18 protein-coding genes are annotated in these 21618 nt (G+C 59.6%); 4 read left to right on the forward strand and 14 right to left on the reverse strand.

All coding sequences use genetic code 11. The features are described 5' to 3' along the window. Window positions 1-140: 140 nt before the first annotated feature. The 6 genes from G6N73_RS24815 to rfbF are packed head-to-tail and all read right to left on the reverse strand — an operon-like array spanning window position 141 to window position 5788. On the reverse strand, window positions 141-545 hold the full coding sequence (locus G6N73_RS24815; protein ID WP_165032513.1) for a GtrA family protein: 405 nt from the start codon (window positions 543-545) through the stop codon (window positions 141-143). Continuing rightward, entirely contained in the window at window positions 545-1507 is a 963-nt protein-coding gene (locus tag G6N73_RS24820) for a glycosyltransferase family 2 protein (RefSeq protein WP_343044732.1), read from the reverse strand. Before G6N73_RS24820 ends, G6N73_RS24815 begins: the two co-directional genes overlap by 1 nt. Before the next feature lie 33 nt (window positions 1508-1540). Next, on the reverse strand, window positions 1541-2542 hold the full coding sequence (locus G6N73_RS24825) for an NAD-dependent epimerase/dehydratase family protein (RefSeq protein ID WP_165032518.1): 1002 nt from the start codon (window positions 2540-2542) through the stop codon (window positions 1541-1543). 36 nt (window positions 2543-2578) lie between these two features. After that, window positions 2579-3826, reverse strand: a complete 1248-nt coding sequence (locus G6N73_RS24830; protein WP_165032520.1) for an aminotransferase class I/II-fold pyridoxal phosphate-dependent enzyme — start codon at window positions 3824-3826, stop codon at window positions 2579-2581. Beyond that, complete coding sequence (gene rfbG, locus G6N73_RS24835) at window positions 3817-4965, reverse strand: CDP-glucose 4,6-dehydratase (RefSeq protein WP_165032522.1); 1149 nt, start codon at window positions 4963-4965, stop codon at window positions 3817-3819. The genes G6N73_RS24830 and rfbG overlap by 10 nt, the downstream gene beginning before the upstream one ends. After that, window positions 4946-5788, reverse strand: coding sequence for a glucose-1-phosphate cytidylyltransferase (gene rfbF, locus G6N73_RS24840; protein ID WP_165032524.1), 843 nt, complete (start codon window positions 5786-5788; stop codon window positions 4946-4948). The genes rfbG and rfbF overlap by 20 nt, the downstream gene beginning before the upstream one ends. Window positions 5789-6276: 488 nt before the next feature. Here rfbF and G6N73_RS24845 point away from each other — a divergent pair, with 488 nt between their 5' ends. Next, window positions 6277-7836, forward strand: a complete 1560-nt coding sequence (locus G6N73_RS24845) for a hypothetical protein (RefSeq protein WP_165032526.1) — start codon at window positions 6277-6279, stop codon at window positions 7834-7836. Between the two features lie 72 nt (window positions 7837-7908). On the opposite strand, the gene G6N73_RS24850 is transcribed toward G6N73_RS24845, so the two are convergent. Together G6N73_RS24850 and G6N73_RS24855 are read right to left on the reverse strand one after the other, a co-directional pair. Further along, a complete protein-coding gene (locus G6N73_RS24850) occupies window positions 7909-8985 on the reverse strand; it encodes a glycosyltransferase (RefSeq protein WP_281352976.1) in 1077 nt (358 codons plus the stop codon). A gap of 65 nt (window positions 8986-9050) precedes the next feature. Then, the gene (locus tag G6N73_RS24855) at window positions 9051-10190 is read right to left on the reverse strand and encodes a glycosyltransferase family 4 protein (protein ID WP_425484134.1); all 1140 of its coding nucleotides are present in this window, start codon (window positions 10188-10190) and stop codon (window positions 9051-9053) included. Window positions 10191-10430: 240 nt separating this feature from the next. Here G6N73_RS24855 and G6N73_RS24860 point away from each other — a divergent pair, with 240 nt between their 5' ends. Beyond that, a complete protein-coding gene (locus G6N73_RS24860; protein WP_165032532.1) occupies window positions 10431-11348 on the forward strand; it encodes a methionyl-tRNA formyltransferase in 918 nt (305 codons plus the stop codon). Between the two features lie 26 nt (window positions 11349-11374). Here G6N73_RS24860 and G6N73_RS24865 read toward each other — a convergent pair whose 3' ends face one another. From G6N73_RS24865 to G6N73_RS24875, 3 genes are all read right to left on the reverse strand, one after another. Next, the gene (locus tag G6N73_RS24865; RefSeq protein WP_165032561.1) at window positions 11375-12235 is read right to left on the reverse strand and encodes a sulfotransferase domain-containing protein; all 861 of its coding nucleotides are present in this window, start codon (window positions 12233-12235) and stop codon (window positions 11375-11377) included. Window positions 12236-12308: 73 nt separating this feature from the next. After that, a complete protein-coding gene (locus tag G6N73_RS24870; RefSeq protein WP_165032534.1) occupies window positions 12309-13343 on the reverse strand; it encodes an NAD-dependent epimerase/dehydratase family protein in 1035 nt (344 codons plus the stop codon). Further along, window positions 13340-14689 carry a UDP-glucose dehydrogenase family protein gene (locus G6N73_RS24875; RefSeq protein WP_165032563.1) on the reverse strand — a complete coding sequence of 450 codons (1350 nt, stop codon included), beginning with the start codon at window positions 14687-14689 and terminating at the stop codon, window positions 13340-13342. Before G6N73_RS24875 ends, G6N73_RS24870 begins: the two co-directional genes overlap by 4 nt. Before the next feature lie 393 nt (window positions 14690-15082). Here G6N73_RS24875 and G6N73_RS24880 point away from each other — a divergent pair, with 393 nt between their 5' ends. Further along, the gene (locus G6N73_RS24880) at window positions 15083-16753 is read left to right on the forward strand and encodes a GMC oxidoreductase (RefSeq protein ID WP_165032536.1); all 1671 of its coding nucleotides are present in this window, start codon (window positions 15083-15085) and stop codon (window positions 16751-16753) included. 250 nt (window positions 16754-17003) lie between these two features. Beyond that, on the forward strand, window positions 17004-18029 hold the full coding sequence (locus tag G6N73_RS24885; RefSeq protein ID WP_165032538.1) for a FecR family protein: 1026 nt from the start codon (window positions 17004-17006) through the stop codon (window positions 18027-18029). Window positions 18030-18068: 39 nt separating this feature from the next. On the opposite strand, the gene G6N73_RS24890 is transcribed toward G6N73_RS24885, so the two are convergent. The 3 genes from G6N73_RS24890 to G6N73_RS24900 all read right to left on the reverse strand — a co-directional run bounded on the left by G6N73_RS24890 (window position 18069) and on the right by G6N73_RS24900 (window position 21423). Further along, a complete protein-coding gene (locus G6N73_RS24890; RefSeq protein WP_165032540.1) occupies window positions 18069-20249 on the reverse strand; it encodes a CHASE2 domain-containing protein in 2181 nt (726 codons plus the stop codon). 411 nt (window positions 20250-20660) lie between these two features. Then, window positions 20661-21116: a hypothetical protein gene (locus tag G6N73_RS24895; RefSeq protein WP_165032542.1), complete on the reverse strand. Its 456-nt coding sequence runs from the start codon at window positions 21114-21116 to the stop codon at window positions 20661-20663. Further along, the gene (locus tag G6N73_RS24900) at window positions 21106-21423 is read right to left on the reverse strand and encodes a DUF1127 domain-containing protein (RefSeq protein ID WP_165032544.1); all 318 of its coding nucleotides are present in this window, start codon (window positions 21421-21423) and stop codon (window positions 21106-21108) included. The genes G6N73_RS24895 and G6N73_RS24900 overlap by 11 nt, the downstream gene beginning before the upstream one ends. Between the last annotated feature and the right edge of the window lie 195 nt (window positions 21424-21618).

A 21618-nucleotide genomic window follows, 5' to 3' on the forward strand; every position in this document is an offset into this window, starting at 1 on the left:
GTCAGTACGGCGCCTTGCCGGCGCTCGAAACAACTACCTCAATGGTGGTATTTGATTGGAGCTTAGCGGCAGGGGACGCCCTAGCCGTTGGCGCCCGAAATTTGCGGCCGCACGGATTCACCGGCGAACCCTGTCTGCAATCACAATTTTGAGCCGCGGAACACCCACTGGCGGGTGGAGTGATAATTCCAAAGGAAAACAACGGGTAAGGTTACGATTTTGGCCGCCACGGGCGGCATCGCCTTGGTCAACGCGATAAGCAGCAACGTGCTCAGAACCAGGCCGGAAGCTGTTGCCAGGACGAATTTGAGCGCTTGTGAGAGCGACGCGTCCTTACCAAAGGTCCAGCGGCGATTGAGAGCGTAGCTCAGCGCGATACCGCAAGAGTAGGAGGCGATATTCGCTGGCGCTGGTGGAACATCCGCGGCGCTCAGGGCAGAAAACAATGTGATGTCCAAAAGCGTTGTCACGAGGCCAACGCCTGCGAAGCGCACCATTTCGCCGAGGTCATGTGCGCCCCGCAAGGCGGCCAGCAGACGCTCCATCAGGTTTCCGCTAGTTCCGCGCGTCTGAACATCTCGGCGGCGGCGTGCTCCCGATTAACGATCTCCTCCACGATCGTGCCGGGCCGCTTTTTCGACTGCATGAAGATCCGGCCCACATACTCGCCCAGGATGCCAAGGAACATTGCATTCAACGTCATGGAAAGAAGCAGAAGTACGGTCGTGGTCGTGAACCCCCGCGGCCATTGCTGACCGAAGACGAAAAAGCCGATGATGTAGGAGAACAAAAGGATCAAAGTGACTGTACCGGCGACAAGGCTTGTCCAGGACGCAAGACGCAACGGAATGAGGGAGTGATTGAGCACTGCATCCACGCCGAGCATCAGCATGGCCCGCAGCGGAAACTTGCTTTCTCCGGCCACGCGGCTCTGCCGGTCATATTCGAAGCCGACCTGACGGAAACCCATTGCGCTGATAAGGCCCCGCAAATAAGGGGACGTGTCCTCCACCTTGCGAAGTTCAGTCAGGATGCAGCGGTCAACGAGGCGAAACTCGCCTGCGTTGATCGGCAGATCGTCATCACTGAGTGTATTCACGAGGCGGTAGAAGAGCCTTCGCAACAGCGCCGTCGTCCAGCGGTCGGTCAACGAGCGCCGCACACCGTACACCACCTGGTTGCCCTGTCCCCAGAGATCAAGCATTTGAGGGATGAGGGTCGGCGGATCCTGGAGGTCGCAGTCGATCTGGATGGAGCAGTCGCCGCTGGCTGCCTTATAGGCGGCCAAGAGCGAGCGCTGGTAACCCACATTGCGACTGAAGCGGATTACACAGACTCGAGGATCCGCCTGTGCGATGGTCTTCAGCAGTTCAAATGTCCGGTCTGTCGAATGATTGTCGGTGAAGATGATCTCGTAGTCATAGCCGGGCAATTGATCGAATACGTCGGTGATCGCGCGGTAGGCGCGCCTGACATTCGCCTCCTCGTTGAAGGCCGGCACCAGCACGGAGATCTTAGGCTGCTTGGGACTGAGCATCTCTCAAATCCTTTGTTCGGGCGCGGCGCCCTGAAGTCCGGTAATGGAAAGCGGCATGGCCGCGCATTCGAGTTGCTCGCGATACCACTGGACTGTCCGCGCGAGCCCATCGGGAAGAGAAATACTGGTCCGCCAGCCAAGGAGTCTGCCGGCCAGTTCAGGCGAGCAGCAAAGGTGAGGTGCACCGGAGGCCGGACTGGACTCGCTATATTTCACCAGGCTCGGATCGGCTTCGGTGAGGTCGACGATCAGTTTGGCGACTTTCCTCATCGAAGGGGCGACGCCACTCGATATATTGATTACGCCTGCTTTGCGCCCGACCACCGACGCTAGCCGCAGGAGGGCGGTTACGACATCGTCCACGAAGATGAAGTCGCGCCGGTCGTCGGGCCGCAGAACTACCGCTTCCTGCCCGGCAAGACATCTCGAGATAAGGAGCGGAACAAAGTAATCCTTTGACTGCGCAGGGCCGAAAACAAGGGCGAGGCGCGCCGTGATCGCCGGAAAAGGCAGGCGCGCCTGGATTCCCGAAACCAACTGCGTCGCAGCCACAAGCGCGGCCGAATATGCTGTCACGGGCTCTTCGCGCTGTTCTTCCCGGTGTGGCGGCGGCGCCGTTCCATATTCGGCCAGCGAGCCTGTTCTGATCACAACCGATGGCGGACGGCGGCTTTCGCCGAGCCTCCTCAAAAGCAGAATAAGATTGTCGAGATCCTCTCTGACGAACTCATGCACGTCTTCCAGCCCAGCATGCTCCCTTCGGCGAGGCGAGGCTGCCAAGTGAAAGACAATCTGGGGGCGAATGTCGGCCAGGCAGCGCCGCAACTCCGCGTCGTCCCGCAAGTCGAAACGGTGACGCTCCACTTGGCCGCCCAACTTCTCGAGCCGGCTGATGTCGGAACTCGGGCGTGCCACAATATGAACCTGATGGTTCGCAGCGAGAGCGGTGGCCGCCAAATGTGACCCTACAAAACCCGCGCCGCCTGTAATCAAGATGCGAGGCATGATGTCTTCCTCAGCGGCCGAGCAGGCCTCTTCGCCTCAGGCTCCAGCCGGAATTGGCGAAGTCCGGCCAGCGCCGAACGCATGGGTACGGCCCCTAACGGCCTGCTCGGCAAATTCCCGGAAGCTCTCATGGATGTAGGCGAGCCCATCGCTGGACAATCCGTGGTGACAGGCGAGAAGAATGCCGCCGCGCATCACGGCGTCCGCTTCTGGATAGCCGGCCGGCGAGGAACGGAACCGCACATTGGCCATTGCAGGCTGGCGCAGGATGTTGCCGGTGAAGACGGGACGGGTCTGAATGTCCCGCCGCTCTAGAAAAATCTGCATCTCGCGGCGGGTGAACGGCGCGTTTTCGCGCAGCGTTAGCGGGAAGGCGAGCCAGCCGGTTCGGGAAGCGGGCATCTGCCGGGGCAGAATGAACCAGTCCTCGTAGTTCTTGAAGAAGTCAAGTTGAGCGGCAAAGTTGCGCTCCCGCGCGAGGATGTTGGTCTGCAGCTTTTCAAGCTGCACAAGGCCGAACGCAGCGCCTATCTCGGAGGGTTCGACGTTGTAGCCGAGTTCCTCGAAGACGAATTTCGCGTCGTAGTCGAAACCGTCAAGCTCGACATTGAAGCGATTCTCGATCGACTCCGATTCAATGAACAGTGACGAAGTCCGCCCCCAGGAGCGCAAAAGCAAAGCTCGCCGAGCAAGAGCATCATCGTTGACGCAGATCATGCCGCCATTTCCAGCGGCGGTGATCACGTGAGAGCCGTAAAAGCTTGTGGTGCTGATATCGGAGCGAAGACCGGTGCTCGTGCCGCGCAATGTAGCGCCGAGGGTGTCGGCGCTGTCCTCTACGACCTTGAGGCCATGCTTGTCGGCAAGCGCACGGATGCGGTCCCAATCGGGAAGGTTGCCAATGAGCGACGGGATCATCATGGCTTGAGTTTTGGGTGATATGCTCTGCTCGATCTTGTCGACGTCGATGTTGTAGGTCCCTTCGGCAGCGTCGACGAAGACGGGCACAAGGCCGGCACGCACGATCGGCGCGACCGTCGTCGCGAATGTCAGCGCAGGCGTTATGATCTCGGCGCCCTTTGGAAGATTCAGAAGTTCGACAGCAAGGTAGTTCGCGGAAGAACCGGAGTTCACCATGATCCCGTGGCGCTTGCCGAAAAGCCCGGCGACCCGATCCTGCATGGCACGGACGCGGGAACCCATTTGGGTTGATGTGCGCATCGTGTCGACAACCGCGGCGATCTCTTCTTCACCGAAAACGGGCTGACCATAGTTCACACGCATGCCACAACCCTTATTCCTGACGTTGATGCCGGGCGGACCGGGCTGGAAGCGCTCCAGCCTTCGGCATACTCGGCGATCTGATTCTCGGTGAAGGTGCGGATCGCGCCTGGGCTCCTATGGAACTCGCGATACCAGGCAACCGTCTTTAAAATGGCTTCCTCGACCGTGAAGCGCGGCTTCCAGCCAAGCTCGACGAAGGCTTTCGTGCTGTCGAGCCGCAGAAGCGTCGATTCGGCCGGACCATTGCGGTCGGCTTCGATGACAAAGCCTGGACCCATTCCGCCGAAGCGTTCAGTAACCAGTTCGGCCAACGTCACGACGTCGACGGCCTCGTCCCGATCGCATCCGAAGTTCCAAGCGCCGGCAAAGCGCGAGCCGGTATCGAGAAGGCGGGCAGCGAGCATGAGATAGCCGCGCAAGGGTTCCAGGACGTGCAGCCAGGGTCTGACACTGTAAGGATTGCGCAGCCTCGCGGGCACCCCGCTCTCAAGCGCGCGGATGAGGTCGGGCACCAGCCTGTCTACGCTCCAGTCACCCCCGCCGATCACATTGCCCGCGCGGACGGTCGCAAGTTGCGGACCGTTTGGACTGGAGAAGAAGGAGGCCCGGTAGGCAGCCGCGACGAGTTCCGCGCAGCCCTTGGAGGAACTGTAAGGGTCGTGCCCGCCCATCGGGTCGTGCTCGCGATAACCCCATACCCACTCGTTATTTTCGTAGCATTTGTCGCTTGTGACTACGATGGCCGCCTTTAGCGATCGCATTGCGCGCGCCGCCTCAAGAACCGTCGCCGTGCCTATGACATTGGTCATATATGCAGTGAGCGGATCCTTGTAGCAGGTACGCACTATGGCCTGTGCGGCCAGGTGCACTACGAGATCAAACTCTTCGCCGGCAATGGCGGCGCGGAAGTTCTCGGCCGACCTGATGTCGCCCAGGCGGCTGTCTATAAGCTCCTCGAGTTGAACGGCGTTGCAGAAGGAATGCTGCACAGGAGGCAGTGATACGCCTACCACCTTGGCTCCCAGGCGGCGCAGCCACATGCAGAGCCATCCGCCCTTGAAGCCTGTGTGGCCCGTGACCAGAACGCGGCGGCCCGCAAGAGCCTCGCTGAGAGCGGCTTCATCCATGAACGCGCTCATGCACTCGGCCGTCTCCCGACAGGGCGATCTTGGGTACACGGCGCGCATATTCAGGCGCGAAGTCCAACCAGGGCGGCGTATCTGCGTCGCAGAGGGCGTGGAGATGGTCGCGGTCGCGTATTGTGTCCATCGGGTGCCAGAAGCCGTCATGCTTGAATGCAAATAGTTGGTCGTCCTTTGCAAGGTTTGAGAGCGGCGACATCTCAAGAGGCTCATTCATGCCGGGGATATAGTCCAGTACGCCCGGCTCGAAGACGAAGAAGCCCCCGTTGATCCAGGTTTCTCGCGTGGGCACTTTCTCCGTGAACTCGGCGACCCGATCGCCATCGAGTTTCAGCCCTCCGAAGCGGGCCGGCGGCTGCACGGCCGTGACGGTCGCCAAGCGGCCATGCGAGCGATGAAAAGCGAGCAGCGCTTCGAGGTCGATGTTTCCGAGGCCATCGGAATAAGTCACCATAAAAGTTTCGTCGCCGATCCAGTCGCGGAGTTGAAGGAGGCGGCCGCCTGTCATTGTCGAGATGCCCGTATCAACCACCGACACATTCCAGTCGAGCGGCCGCGTGGGCTTGAGGGTCATGAAGCCGCTTCCAAGCGCCACGGTAAAATCCGCGGTCGACAGGTGGAAGTTCTGAAAGAACGCCTTGATCGACATGCATTTGTAGCCGCCTGCCACCACGAAGTCGCGGAAGCCCCAATGGCTGTAGATATCCATCACATGCATGATGATTGGCTGCCCGCCGATTTCGACCATTGGCTTGGGTATGCGCGTTGTTTCCTCGGCCAATCGCGAACCAAGACCTCCAGCCAACAGGACCACTTTCATGATCGCCTCCGCTTTTCCTGCGAGTCGTTCAGACATTGTTACAAGCGACGCGCACCCATCACACTTCGCCCGTTCGGCTGATAGCGTCCCGATCCCCCAGCCAAAAGGATGAGTTTGGGGAGTTCTTCCCCTCGGTTACGAGTGAAAACAAGGTGGCTGGCGGTCAGCTTTTCGGAATGAGGCGCCGCGACCGGCGGGGAGCGAACGATCCCTGCCAGTTGGCGTCTTAGTAGTCTGAAGACATCAGCACCCTGGTCGGATCGGAGCGTGAGATGCATTATTTCGGCGGCGCAGCTGCGGATCACGCGGGGAAAATCGGAGAAACGGGATCACCGGCCGCCCGCGCGGAGCGGCGAATGCTTCACGCTGCTATTCCTGTTCCGGCGCTGCCGCTGGATCAGCGCCCGGGTAATCAGACCCGAACGCTGTGGTCACCACGTTCCATTCTCCAAAATGGCTTGGCCGGCCAAAAGATTAGGGTCAACTCCTTGCTGCTCGCAGCCGCAGCCGGCATCCTCTCGGTCTTTTTGCTGGCTGGCCTTTTCCTGCGTCTCATGAACTACGAGTTGCGCAAGGACGAGCAACTCTACGTTCCGCCAGCCCGCCTTCTCGACAATCAGAGCCTGTATCAAGACTTCTTCTACAACCATACGCCGGGCTCGGCATGGTGGTTCCATGGGGTCCGCCAGTTACTCGGGTCCGACTATCTTCTGTTCGACGGGCGGGTCGGCGTGCTTCTTGCTTGGCTTGTCTTCGCTGCCGCCATCGGCGCTTTCGCCTATGCGGCCACCCGCTCGGCGTGGATCGCCTGGAGCATCGCTGTTCTTTCCCTGGTCAACGAACTCTTCCTGACCCAGGCGGGCATGTCAGCCACCAACAATTTTCTGCCGCTGCCGTTCGCATTCATCGGATTCGGACTGTTCATCGTTGCGGTTACGTCCAAAACTCCGTTGCCATGGCTCGCCATGACGTCTGGCTTCTTCCTTTCACTCGCTGTCGTGTTCAAGCTTAGCGCGGTCGCGTTTATCCTGCCGGCAGCAATGGGTGCATTCTTGTTTCCCCGCCATTTCTGTATTCGCGAGCGCTTGTGGCGCGTCGCATTGCCGCTGGCCGGAGGCGGGCTGATCGGCGGGTTGCCCATACTCTACTTTCTCGTAACCGATCGTGCCCGCTTCTTGGCCCATGTCGTCGGCTATCATCTGGGGCCGCACGCGCAATACTTTCAGGATGGAAGGGCGCCGGACGAGGACGCCGTCACCACGCTCTCAGGAAAACTGGCGCTCGCGCACGAGCTTTGGCTTGGCGGCACCATTGCCGTCGGACTTGCCGCGCTTGCAATGGTGGTAGGCATTTGGGCCAGCGACGAGGGCAATCGCGAGCAGCCGCGCGCCGCGCAACGGGGCGTGGCGCTTCTCGTAGCCGGCGCTTTCTGCGTGAGCGCCGGCTTTAGTCTGATCCCGACACCGAGCTTTCCGCAATATTTCGCCCCTCCGCTGATTTTCCTGCCGCTTGGACTGATTGTGCTTGTCGCGGGGCTTTCGCCTGCAGGGCGCGAGCAAGCGAAGGTGGCGCTGATCGCCGCAAGTGTAATAGTCATTGCGGCGCAGGCGCCTCGGCTCCTGCAGCACGTTGGCAAAATCATGAGCCCAGAACGCTGGGCTGTCACCCGCGTCCATGCAAGCGGCGGCGACATTGCTCGGCAGCTGGCCGCAGCGAGGCTGACGGGCAAGGTGGCGACGCTCGCGCCGGTTTACCCGCTCGAGGGAGGAGTTCCAGTCTATCCCGAACTCGCGACCGGTCCATTCGCCTTCCGCACCGCCGATCGCACAGCTCCGGATCTGGCCAGCTTTTATCAGATGGTTTCCGCAGCGGGCGTGGCCGATCTGTTCGACGCAGATCCGCCCGCCGCTTTCCTGCTTGGCTTTGAGCCTGAACTCGAGAAGCCCCTGCTCGACTATGCAACTGCGCGCGGCTATCGGCCTGTGGCAGACTTCCAGATCCGGGATCGATACGGCACGGCGCAGCTTTACGTCAGACCTGCAGGTTGAGAAGCCGCTTTGGTAAAGTCCGCTCCGTCGCTATCGTCTGCTCAGCAGTTCGCCCAATGGTAGACGTTCGCCTCAATGCGTGACTGTACGATCGATGAGCCCATCCCATTGCGCGAATACCGAGGACTCGGAAAATCGCGCGGCAACGCGCGGCCCCATATTTTCAAGGCGCCGTTTGGTTTCAGGGTCGGTCGCCACGCGAACGAGGGCCGAGGCTAGCGCGTCGACATCGGCGGCCGGGACAAGTGGATAGCCCTCTTCATTACGGAAGATCTCGGACGGCCCCCAGGGACAGTCGAACGAAACCGTGGCCATTCCCGTCAAAAGCGCTTCTAGCAGCACGTTCGGGAAACCCTCGAAGCGTGAACTCAAAACGAAGATGCTACCAGCTTCCAGCCATTCCTGAGGAGTTCTGGTCGTGCCCGGCATGATGAGCCTGTCGGAAATGCCGAGCCTCTCCGCGAGACACTTCAGCGCAGGGCGCTCGGGGCCGTCGCCGAATATCGTCAGGGACGCTGAAGGCAGTTTGTCGGCGGCGCGTGCAAAGGCTTCCAGAAGGAGGTCGAAGCCTTTCTGTCTTTCCAGCCGGCCCACCGCCACGAATTTAGGGTGTTCCCTCTGCGTCCGGCCGTTGACAGGCGTGGGAGTAACGGGGTTGGGGATCACCACAGCGCGGCGCTTCAAACGGTTCGGCAGAGAGGCGCGGGCCGGTTCTGTCTGCATGACGAGGTTCGCCGCGCGGCCTACAAACGCCCGAGAGAGAAGTCGCCAGGCCGGATGCATTTGTTGGGCCGTGAAGTTGTTGCGTTCAGACATAATGGTCGAGGTGTCGAGCCCGATCGTGGCGATGCCCACCATTGCGTTGATTTTGGTAAGAAACGATATGACAAGTTGCGGCTGGAGCATTTGCAAGCGTTGCCGCAAACGTCTGAGCCGGATCAAATTACCGTCGAGACGCCCTCGGCTATCGCCACCCAGCGCATGAATCGTGATTGCGTCTTCGTAAGGAAAGAAGGAGTCCGCGGTCGGCGCGTTGACTGCGATGACGTCCACCCTATCGCCGAGTTCGAGACGATGGTGCGCCAGCATGTTGACTATTTTTTCCGCTCCGCCAGCGCCAAGGCCCGCCTGAACGATTACTATTCGCATGCTAAATTACCCATTTTTCTCGGGATCTCGTTTTCTGTAACCTGCCGCGGCTCCCGCAATCGCTTTCAACTTCCGGCAAGGCGAGCCGCAAGTGCGGCGTGGGCGACCTCGTCCCACTGCTCCATGATATGCTGCGGCGTGAACCGGCGCGCGCTCGGACCCGCGGCCGCCGCCAGTCGGTTTCGAAGATCGCCATCGCCCAGCACGCGGCGGAGGGCGCAAGCCAGCGCATCGACATTTTCCGGCTCCACGAGCAGCCCACTATGCTCGTCGTCGATCATTTCCCGCGGACCCCATTCGCAATCAAAAGATACCACCGGAAGATCGGCGGCCATGGCTTCGAGGAGAGCGATGCCCCACCCTTCAAAGCGCGACGAGAGCACGAACGCGTCGGCCGTATCGACCCAGATGCCCGGCCGGCTTGTCACGCCAGGCATTTCCACGCGTCCTCGCAGGCCCAACCGGTCGCGCTCGGCTTCAAGCGCAGCGCGGTCAGGCCCTTCGCCCCAGATGACAAGCGTCCATTCCGGGCAATGAGGGCTGACCTGCGCAAAAGCTTTCAAAAGCAAATCGAAGCCCTTCTGCGGCACGAGACGGCCCACAGCCGCGAGTATGTTGCCGCCCCTCCGCCGCTCGCCGGTGTAGGGAAGATCGACGGGATTGGGGATGACCCAGCTCCGCCTGCGCATCTCGGGAGCGAAGTATTGCAGCGCACCGTTCGTCATGGTGACGAGGCCAAAGGCGCTCGGATAAAATTTTGCGCGGAGAGTCCGCCATATCGGCCCCACATTCTGTAAAGCCGGGTTGTTTCGCTCCGAAACCACAACGCTGAAGTCGAGGCGTCGCGCCGCGATCAGTGTCATCACGTTTGTGCGGGTAAGGAAGCTGAAAATCACATCGGGAGCCACCTCTCTGAGCGTCCTGCGGAGGAGACGAATGCGCTTGAAGCTCATGACGAGAGCGGGAAGCTGTGATCGCCTTTCAGGCGGCAAACCGAGACGCCTGATTTGAACGTCGGGATGGAAGCTGTAGTAGGTACTTGCCTCCAGCGCCTCGAGCGTCACTATCGTCACCGACCAGCCGCGGGCTACCCATTGGTTGGCCAGCACGTTGACGACGTGCTCGGTGCCACCGGCTCCCAAAGCCGGCAGCACGATGGCGACGCGCAGGCTAGAGCGGAAAGGCGAAGAACCCTTCTCGTTCAAGGCGAGTTCAGGAATAATTTTCATCGCTTTCGTTCTGCGTCGGCCGGGCGAATCCGGTGGGCCTGCTGTCTTCGACTATCCGTATCCTCTCAACTACGGGAAGCTACACATAGGGAGCATCGATCATACGCCCTTACCTCCAATGGCGGGGTTGAAATGATGCAGTTCGGCGGTCGACATGATCACATAGAAGCGTCGGCAGGACGATGTGAACGCGAGGAACAGCGGGATTTGTAACTCATGCGCATTGCTTTCGTGGGTGCGGTAGAAGGGTCTCTGGTGGCTCTGGATGCGCTCGTCGCGGCCGGAGCAACTCCCGCGCTCGTGATCACCCTGCCACGCGAGGCTTCAGGGCGGCATTCCGATTTTGTGGATCTTGCGGCGCCGGCGCGCGTTGCAGGCGCGGCGGTTTATTTCGCGACCGACATCAACGCCCCCGAAACCGTGGCGGCACTTCAGCACGCGCGACCCGACCTGACTATGGTGATCGGCTGGTCCCAGATCTGCCGCGCCCCTTTTCGGGCGGTCGCCCGCTTGGGAACGCTTGGCTATCACCCGGCCCCTTTGCCGCGCTTTCGCGGCCGCGCCGTGATCCCCTGGACCATCCTGGCGAATGAATCGGAAACCGGGTCGACCATTTTTTGGCTCGACGAAAGCGTCGACAGCGGACCGATCGTCGCGCAGGAATTGTTCGCCGTCGCGCCGGATGAAACCGCGCGCTCGCTTTACGAAAAGCACAAGCGCGCCCTTGCCCGACTGGTACCGCAAGCCGTGGGCGCGATCGCGGGCAATATGGGCGTCGGAACGCCGCAAGATCACGCGCTTGCGAGCTATTGTGCGAAACGGACGGTCGAGGACGGGCTTATCGACTGGCGCGAGCCGGCCGCGGACATCTTGCGACTGATAAGGGCAGTCGGAGACCCATATCCTGGAGCATTCACTTTCCAAAAAGGCGAGAGGATCGTGATCGAGGCCGGCCGCCCCTTCGCGCCGCCGGGTAAATATTTCGGCATGCCCGGCCAAGTCCAAAGCCATACAGAAGGGGGCTTTACCGTGCTTTGCGGCGACGGTTCAACGGTGGAGGCGACGGCTTGGCGCGGACTTAGCGGAAAGCCAAAGGTCCACACGAAGCTAACTTCGGCCTGCTTCCAAAGCTAAGGCTAAAGAGCCCATTCCAAGCGCCTTCAGTGCAATTTCATGCCCGTTCGCGCCACCAGCCTCTTGGCCGATGGGACGAGGCCCTTTTCGCAATACTCTTGAATCCGCTCTAGTTGAGCATCGCTCAGATAATCCTCGAATCCGCCAACCTTGCCGCGTCGCATGCGCAGACTCTCGGCATCCGCCCGGTCGTAATCGTGAGCCGGCAATCCGCCTTGCAACTCGAGTTCGCGCATCGCCCCGAAATCCGCCGCAGCCACAGACTTCCTCAAGGCCTCTTCGACAGGAGTGTAGCCGAGGAACTCGATAATCCGAGCGCTCGCGCCCACCGTGTCTCTCGTCAGTTCCTCGTAGCTCAGCACTGCGCTCTCCCGGCTTTGCAAACCCTCAGCCCAGCTATTGAGATAGTTGATCAGCGCCGGAAGCCCCTGCCCCTCATCGGCAATGAAGGCGTCTACTGTGCCGGAAAAGCGGTGTTTGTGTCGCGTGGCATGGAAAAAGGCCGACACCATCACATCGCGCGGATCGCGCACCATGAAGATCACCGGACGCCCGAGGAAGAGCGAGCGCCTGTAGTGGTGATGCGTTACCAAGATCAGCGGCAGTTGGGGACGTTGCATCTGGTGCCGGAAGGCGGGGATGCCGCGCACCGGGTCGAGATCGAAGTTTGGAACGATCCCGAACATGCTGAAAAGATTGATCGTTCCATTAGGTTGCTCGGCGGATTGGGGGATCGCCTGGGCAAAATAGTGGGAAAGGATGAAGCGGAACCACGTTCGGCCGGACTTCGGATAGGATGCCAGGAAGGCGTCGGCTGTCGCCGCCGCCCGGGCCATCCGGATGCGGCGGTCGATTTTTCGGAACGCGCGCCGCGGAAAATCCAGCATCAAACGAAGCCTCCCATAGCCAATTCGAAACGCTACGCGAGCGGCACTCGGTCGATCGAACCGAAAACGTGCATCATCCGGCGACGACTGCCTCCCGGACACCTGGCCTCTCCCGCAGGTACCATTCCACAAAGGCGGTGACCCCTTCGGCCACACTGGTTCGTGGCCGAAAGCCGGTAAGCGCTTCGAGAAGGCGGTGGTCGGCATAGGTTTCGACCATGTCACCCGGCTGCATTGGCAGCATATTGCGAATGGCCCGCTTGTTTAAGGCTCGCTCTATCGTTTCAATAAAAGGCAAGAGCCCAACCGGTTCGCCGCCGGCGATGTTGACCAGGCGCCAGGGCGCCACTGGCGACAGGGTATCGATGAAGCCATCGCCGGATAAGGGGCGGCCCGACTCCGGCACGCATTCCACCAGCCGGTCGATCGCTTCTACCAAGTCGTCGACATAGGTAAAATCGCGCTTCATCCGTCCCATGCCATACACGTCGATCGGCCGCCCGCGCTCGATGGCCTCGACGAATTTGAAGAGCGCCATATCGGGCCGGCCCCAGGGGCCATAAACGGTGAAGAACCGGAAGCACGTTGTAGGGATCGAGAAGAGGTGGGCGTAGGAATGCGATAATGCCTCCATCGCCTTCTTGGTCGCGGCATAAAGCGTCAACGGGTAGTCGGCCTTATCGCTTTCCCGAAAAGGCATCGTGTCGCTGGCGCCGTAAGCTGAACTGGTGGACGCGAGAAGCAGGTGCCTGGGCCGGGTCTCGCGGGCGAGTTCCAGCACGTTGAACGAGCCTACGAGATTGCTGTCGGCATAAGCCTTGGGATGGGTGATGGAATAGCGCACGCCGGCTTGGGCGCCCAAATGTACGATCACTTCCGGCTCCGCGGCGTCGGCAGCACGACGTAGTTCTTCGGCGTCCTCCAAGCGCCCAATATGAGCCCGGAAGTTGCTGAAGCGCCCCAGAATGGCGTGCCGCGCGTGCTTGAGACGGACGTCATAGTAGGGGTTCATCGCGTCGAAGCCGACCACGAAATGGCCCTGGTCGAGCAGCCGGCGCGCGAGGTGGAAGCCGATGAACCCGGCCGATCCCGTGACCAGATATCTCATTCGGCGGCTTCGGCAAAAGTGAACAGATCGGCCGCGGCGCCTTCCCCGACATTAACGTAGCGGAAGCCGTGCTTGAGGATCTCTTCCCGCTTGTAGATGTTGCGAAGGTCCACCATGACCGCGCTCGACATAGCCCGCCTCAAGCGACCGAAATCGAGTGCGCGGAATTGGTTCCACTCGGTGACAATGACCAGAGCCTCAGCTCCCTCTGCGCATTCATACGGACCCTCTGCATAGCTGACGCTGGAATCAAGCAGCGTCCGCGCCTGCGTCATCCCCTCGGGATCAAAAGCTCGAACCTGGGCACCCAGGTCGATCAGCGCCTGGATGATAGACAGCGAGGGCGCCTCGCGCATGTCGTCGGTGTTCGGCTTGAACGTGAGCCCAAGGATGGCGATGGTCTTGCCGCGCACATTCCCGCCGCAGGCGGATACGACCTTGCGCACGATGGTGCGCTTGCGTTGGTCGTTGACCGCGACGGCTGTCTCGACCAAGCGCAGGGGAGCATTGCTGTCCTGAGCAGTCCTGACGAGCGCCGAGGTGTCCTTGGGAAAACAGGAGCCGCCATATCCGGGTCCGGCATGCAGGAATTTCGGGCCGATTCGATTGTCCAGCCCGATCCCGCGGGCAACGTCCTGAACGTTTGCACCCACATTCTCGCAAAGATCCGCGATTTCGTTGATGAACGTTATCTTGAGCGCAAGGAAGGCATTTGCAGCGTATTTGATCAGTTCGGAAGTACGGCGACCCGTGAAGATGAGAGGCGGCTTGTTAAGATAAAGAGGTCGGTAAACCTCGGCCATTGCGTCACGTGCCCGCTCATCGCCGGCCAAGCCCACCACGATGCGGTCGGGTCGCTTAAAGTCGTCGATTGCGGCGCCTTCCCGAAGGAATTCCGGATTGGAAACGACAGCAAAATCAGCGGCGGGATTGACGCTGCGGATTATGCGGTCCACCTCATCGCCGGTGCCTACAGGTACGGTGGACTTGATGGCGACCACCGTGAAGCCGCAAAGAGCGCCAGCGATCTCGCGCGCGGCGCCATAGACATAGGAAAGGTCGGCATGGCCGTCGCCGCGGCGGGACGGCGTTCCCACCGCGATGAAGACTACATCCGCCTCGGACGCAGGCTTGGCGAGTTCCGTTGAGAAGGTGAGCTGCCCAGCCGCAACATTGCGTTCGACCAAGTGCTCAAGACCCGGCTCGAAGATCGGCATACGGCCGGCTCTGAGCGCGTCGATCTTGGAATGAACCTTGTCAATGCACGTGACTTCGTGCCCAAAATCGGCCAAGCACGCCCCCGATACAAGGCCTACATAGCCCGAACCGATGATTGCAATACGCATGTCGCCACACCTCTCAAACAGCCTGACATCAACATTCTTGGAGAGGTTGCAGGCACGTTTACAGCAACCAATCGGCTGGACAGGCGAGTCCATCCGAGGGAAGCCGCTCGGGTGAGCAGCCTTTTGGACCAGTTGGTCATCCTTTCCGCCGAGGTCGGGAAGCCGGTCCCTGTTCGAAAGAACAGGTCGGCGTGGGGTGATTAAAGCCGACGCAAACTTTCCCGGTGATGGCGGCATCACAGGCATGAACGTTTTTCAAACGGGTAGCTCGCCTACTCCTTACGTTTATCTCCTTCCCCTCAATCAAGCATTGTACCGTCGACCCCTGTTAGATCAGCGGCTTCGTGTGGACGGAAGCCGCGACTGCTCTGCGCGAGGGGGCGTGGGAGAGCTATGATCGAGGATGCCCGACATCTTCCGGCCGAAACCGCGATCGATGTCGATATTTGCATAATCGGGGCAGGAGCAGCCGGGCTAACCCTCGCTCATAGCCTTGGTGGAACGAAAAGCAGCATCTGCATTCTTGAAAGCGGCGGCCTCAGCTATGAGCATCTTCCGCAGCGGCTGTCCCGTGGGACTTCTGTAGGCGTTCCTTACGAAGCGCTCGATCTCTGCCGAGTCCGCCAGTTCGGAGGCAGCACCGGTCGAGCTGGATGGGGCGGCTGGTGCAAGCCGCTGGACCTTCAAGATTTCGAGGTGCGCTCCTGGGTTCCCCTAAGCGGCTGGCCTATCAAGCGGGCGGACCTTGACCCGTACTATGCTGCAGCAGCCGATCTTCTCGGCATTAAAAAGATGGGAGCCACCACGTCGTCCGGCAGGGGGTTTCCTGCCATGGAGCAGCTCTTTGCCGAGCAATGTCATCTTAGCCCGCGGGCAAATATCGGGGAATCGTTATTGCCTGGGCTACGGAATAATCCGAATCTGCGGATAATCGTTCATGCCACTGCGCTACGTCTGAAAACCAATTCCTTGGGAAATCATGTCCACTCGATTGAGGTGGCAAGCACTCGCACAAAACGCTTTCAAGTCAGAGCGAACCTGTTCGTTCTTGCCGGCGGCGGGATTGAGAACGCCCGTTTGCTGCTGCTCTCGAATGACGAGAGCGAGGCTGGCTTGGGGAACCAGCATGATCAGGTCGGACGGTACTTCATGGAGCACCCCCGCGTCACGTGGGGCGGACTCAACCCAAATCCGGCCGATAGGTCGTTGGCGCTCTACGATCCTGCTCTTCCATCGCGCAAGCGCGATCTCGACGCCTCCCCTGCCCTCAACAGTTGCTTCGAGGGCTTCGGGCTTGCTGTCCGACCCGAAGCGCGCGCGCGCATGCACCTCCTAGGTTCGCGAACCTGGATCAAGCCAAGCGTCGACTTCAAGCGCGCCCAAGGTGAGGAAGCGCTCCAGTACACGACTTTCTGGCTCAGGAAAGGCCGACTTCACCGGGATCTTCTCCGAAGCGGCTCACAAGTCCTAATGCATCCTTTGGGCGCCGTCGCCGCCGGCCTAGCAAGGCTTACCGGTTCTTGGCGGTCGCCACGATATTATCGCTTTGTAACCATCCTTGAGCAGGAACCTAATCCGCTGAGCCGCATCACGCTTGACTTCAAGCGTGATGCGTTTGGCTCACGATGCGCGAAGCTCGACTGGCATATAAGCCCGCTCGTCCGACATACTCTTGAGCGGGTTCAAGCGATGATCGTGGAGGAAATGACGAAGCTCGGCCACAGTTGCTGGACCTATCCTCAGGAAGCGCAGATGTCGATCGAACCCGCCTACAACTGGGTTCGCCATCATATGGGCACCACACGGATGAGCGATGACCCGCAAAGAGGCGTCGTGGACTCCGCATGCAAAGTGCACGGAGTTCATAATCTTTTTGCCGCGGGAAGTTCGGTTTTCCCGACTGGCGGAAACGACATGCCCACTCTGACGATCATCGCCTTGGCGATGCGTCTCGGACAGCATCTGCGGTCGCTTCTCGATCGACACGAGTTATCGGAACACAGATATCCGGTACCTCGTACTGCTGAGCGAGCACACAACGGTGGTGGCGCCACCGCGGTTTAGTTATTTAACTAAGTATTATTTGACAAAAGATTAAAAATCTGGTTAAATTATAGATTGCGGCTTGCCACAACCGCTTGGTGTAATATGGCGTAAATCCAATATCTACTTTATATCTTCTCTATTAGTTGCAGATATTTGAAAATGCACTTCCGTATCTGTCGCTTGATAGTGGTTGCGTCAAGCTGACATTGGGGAGAAAGATAGAGATGTTTAGTAAATCCAAAGGAATTCCTGGGCACAGCGGGATGTGATGTCTTCCTTGGCGCGCGTCGCAATAGCAGCGCTTGGATTGGCGCTTGCAACAACTTCGCCAGTTTCTTCGGCCGAGCAGGTCGGCGAGGCCGTTCTGATCAAGACCGCCGTTACGGGTGCGAACGGCCCTCTGTTCGTGAAGGCGCCGGTTCACAGGGACGAGCGAATTCGAACGTCCAACAGCGGACTTGGCCAGTTCGTCTTTCGGGACGGCACCAAACTGGCGGTGGGATGGGGCTCGTCAGTCGTCATTGATAAATTCGTTTTCGACGACACGACATCGGTCAAGAAGTTGACCATCAAGGCCGCGAAGGGAACGTTTCGCTGGATCAGCGGAAACTCGACTTCCTCGGCCTACGAAATTGTGACGCCTGCCGGGACGATCGGTGTTCGTGGTACCGCCTTCGACTTTTATATCGGAGCAAACGGGACAACCGCAGTCGTTCTGTTGAACGGCTCTGCCCGATTCTGTGGTAGCAATGGGTGTCGACAGCTTACGAGACGATGCGACTGCGTGATTGCGACGCGGTCCGGCGGCGTGAGCGATCCCAGGCGGGTTAACCCCGGCGTGCTCAGAACGCTCGGCAGTACCAAGGCGTTACCATTTCTTTCAGGAAATCAGCGGCTTTCGGGCGGCTTTCAGACGAATAGCGGAAGCTGCGGCCTCTCCACGGCCTCGGTGCGCGAAGCCAACCAGCAGCCGGACAAGTCCAGCCCGCGCCAGGCACCGAGCCCTAATCGCCCGGATCCACCCGGCAAACCTGACAAGCCAAGCAAGCCGGATAAACCTGACAAGCCCGATAAGCCGAGCAAACCGGATAAACCTGGTAAGCCGGATAAACCGGGCAAACCCGATAAGCCCAGCAAACCCGACAAGCCGAGCAAACCCGACAAGCCGGATAAACCCGACAAACCGGGCAAACCCGATAAGCCCGACAAACCAGGCAAACCGGATAAGCCTGGTAAGCCGGACAAACCTGACAAGTCCGACAGGCCCAGTAAACCTGACCGAGCGCGGCGATAGATTCCTTTCCGGGCGCAGGAAAATCGCCGCCGATGCAAGCTAGCCGGACGTTCGGCTGAGATTGATGTTCGCAGCGATCGGATTCGTGTGAAAGTGATCCGGCCTGCGGGGTATCCGGTCGTAAAATTCCTGCAAGCTGGCCGTCAGCCGCGCCGCCTTCAATCTTGCGGCGGCAGCAATTTTCCGACTGGTCCCCGGCCGCAAACGCAAGGCCTGGATAAGCTGCTCGTGTATAAGCTTTAGCTCAGCAAACTCCGCCGACACGGCAACCTTCTCATCGCCAACGACCACGTAGACATTGGTTCGTCCGGTTTTCCCGCGAAGCGCCAATTTTCCCGCGTCGAGCAGGGCAAACTCCATCAGCGACTTTGCCGAGTCCTCAGATACGAGAATATCGAAACTCACCGATTTGCATGCGGCCTCGATACGGGATGCGACGTTAACGGCGTCGCCGACAGCCGAATAGTTGAACCGGGCTTCGGCGCCCATATTCCCAACGCACGCAATTCCGGTGTGTATACCGATCCCGATACCAACCTTTTGATCAGCCCCAAAGCCAAAGGTGTCAGCAGCGTTGAGATCGGCCAAAGTCTCTCGCATGGCCAACGCGGCTCGGACTGCCTTGCAGCAATGGTCGTCGACATCGAGCGGAGCGTTCCAGAAGGCCATGATCGAATCTCCGATATATTTGTCGAGAGTGCCTTCGTTTGCGGTGACATGACGGCTTAGCGCGTCAAGAAGAGTGTTGAGGAATCTGACCACGGCAGTGGGAGACAGACGCTCGCTTATCTCGGTAAAATTTCGAACGTCGACGAACATCACCGTAAGTTCGCGGTCATCTCCGCCGAGCCGAAGGGCGTTCCGCGTGTGCTCGATGCGATATAGAAGCGAGGGCGAAAGATACTGGCCGAACGCCCGTCGGATAGCCCGGCGCTCACGGTCGGTGACCAGAAAGCGGAACGACGTTGCGGCGAAATGCGTAATCGTCCCCGCGGCAACTGGAGCCAGTGGATCCAAAAGAAGCCCCGCAACGGAAAAGGCAAGCCATGACGCAACGAGGGCGAACGCTGTAATCAGGAGACCTGCTACCAACGCGATTGCCGGACTGATAAAAATGGTCAGCACCACGAGAAGGCCGCCCATTATGGCAATGGACAGTATCTCGAGCCCGTTTGCCCAGTCGGGACGGGTCAAAAACCGGCCCGACAATATTTGCTCCACGGACTGCGCATGCAGCGAAACGCCAGGGACGTTCTCCCCCAAGGCTGTGGTACGGATATCCTGAAGCCCTGCCGCCGATGTCCCTACAAAGACAATGCTTCCCTCAAGGGCGGCTTTTATGTCGGCCGTGGCTTCGCCAGGCGCCAAAACCCGCCCGGCGGAGATATACCGGTCCGTCGTGTCCGGACTGACATAAAGCCAGAGTTCACCGGCGGCAGTCGTCGGCACAATGAACTCTCCAACTTTTATGGAAGTGATGGTGCTCGCTGCATCCGGGGCCGCGATCATCAAATAGGTTGACGCACCTTGGGCAATGCGCAACGCCTCAAGCGCGAGGTTTGGATAGAGTTGCTCGCCGTCGCTCAAGAATAGCGGGACTGCGCGCACGACTGACGATGGGCTGCCGGGGTTGAGACTGATGTGCCCGATGCCGGCGGCGGTGACCTCTAGCTCCGGACGTAACGGCGTGGCTGCCTTCATGTGAGGAGGGGCGGCTATCGGACTTTCGCCCGTGAATGCAATGCCTGCTTTGACGCTTGGCAAATACCGGCCTTTATTGGAAAGTCCAAAGCCAAGGACGACCGGCTTACCGGCGATCGATCGGGCGAAAATCTCGTCGTTGTCAGGTAGTTGACGAAGCAACCCCGGATCAACGCCGGGCACGTCACCAACAACATTGCGCGGAGAAAGGCGGTCGGGCTCAGCAAAAAGAATGTCAAACGCGATGGCGGAGACGCCCAGTTCCGATAGTTTGTCGACCAGGGTGGCCAGGCGGTCCCTAGGCCAGGGCCATTGCCCGAACTGACGCAATGAGGCTTCGTCTATGTCAACAACTCTGACGGGCATTTCCTCGAATGCGCGCGGCGCCCACCGCTGATAGAGATCAAATGTTGCCTCCCGGGCAAGCCTCAACGACTGAGGATCGGTCCCGCGCAGGATCGTGAGCGCCGCCACGAGGGACAGACCAATGGCCAAGCCAGCCTGTTGGAGAAGTGTCATGGCTTCAGCATAGAACCCTTCGGTCGCAAATCTTGCAACCAATCTTCGCAATACGACACACTACTGGCGGCGAGCCACTCTACAGTATCCACTTCAGGAGAAAAGGACTAGCCTGAGCCGGTTGCAGCAAAAGAGCGCTCTTCGTGAGATGCGGCGCCCGGAATCGGGCCGGCGCAATGATCCCAGCCCCCATTTGCGCGGAGAGCAGTCGCGCTTGCGAGCGGGGCACCACCTTTGAGAGGATGCGGTGGCGCAAAGTTCAGAGAACTTTGGATGGTGGCTTATCGGGAATCCTAACCCTTAATCGCCTTGAGTGATAAAGCTTCGACCGTGATCATAGGCTGACAACGAATCCAGCAATAGTCGACCCGGAGGGTAGCCTGTAGAACGGAATACGCTGACTCCGTGGCCTCATAGCCGCCCTCTTTCAAGCAAACAGATTGCAACCTCAAGTTGATTCCTGGCGCCGAGCTTTCCCATCGTTTTGTTCCAGAGTTCGTTCGCTTCGGGGGTATCCTCGTTCCATGCCCGAATGACGATGTCGCCTTCCACCTTGGCCGCCTCGCGTCGCCCGCCAAGTGCTCTGTAATGGTCGACGAAATCGTAGGGGTCGAAACCGCCCGCAGGACTCCACGCCCGCTGCTCATCGACTTCCTGAAGCGGTAGATAGGTTGCCGCGTTCCTGAATGCGCGTGCTCTGGCGATGATCGCCCGCATTCTAGCGAGTTCGAGCGGGATAGGCTGCTTTGCCGACTCCAATTGGTATATTTTGGCGTCGAGATCCTTTTGGGTCCGCCAAAGTTTATAGCCGTCGAAATGGCGGCTTCTGGCAACTCTTTGAGAGAGGCGGTCGATCTCAAGTGTCATGTCGAGGCCCTAGGAACCTCAAATCCGCTGGCATGTTCTGCGCGGTCATATCAGAACATTGTAATATGTCTTCGTGCCCGCGGAAAGGAGCCTGTTCGAGAAGCGCCGTGATTTCATCGCGCGAAACGCCGATATCGCTAAGAACGTCATCCGGCAGGCGGCTCAACTGGTCTGTCGCCCACCACATGGCTTTTCGCTCGGCGCGAAGACGCAACCACTTGCGAAACGAGACAACTGCAACCAGAAGACCGGACATGGCCAAATCGCCCTTCGTTATATGCGTTGCAGCAATCGCGCCGGCGCGCATCCGGCCGAAGCGCCAGACCGCAAGGCAGGTCACACATAGCGGTCGATGGATTGGACATGCTTGAGCGCACTCGCTCGACGGGCGGATGCCGGCCCTGGGCCACGCATATAGTGCAGTTCGGGTCGGTAGCGCGGAGCGACGAACTCTCGAAACGCTGATGCCAGTTGTTTGAAGGGAGTCAAAAGCTTCATGACA

Origin of the sequence: Allomesorhizobium camelthorni (assembly GCF_011045125.1) — a bacterium.
Taxonomy (GTDB): domain Bacteria; phylum Pseudomonadota; class Alphaproteobacteria; order Rhizobiales; family Rhizobiaceae; genus Allomesorhizobium; species Allomesorhizobium camelthorni.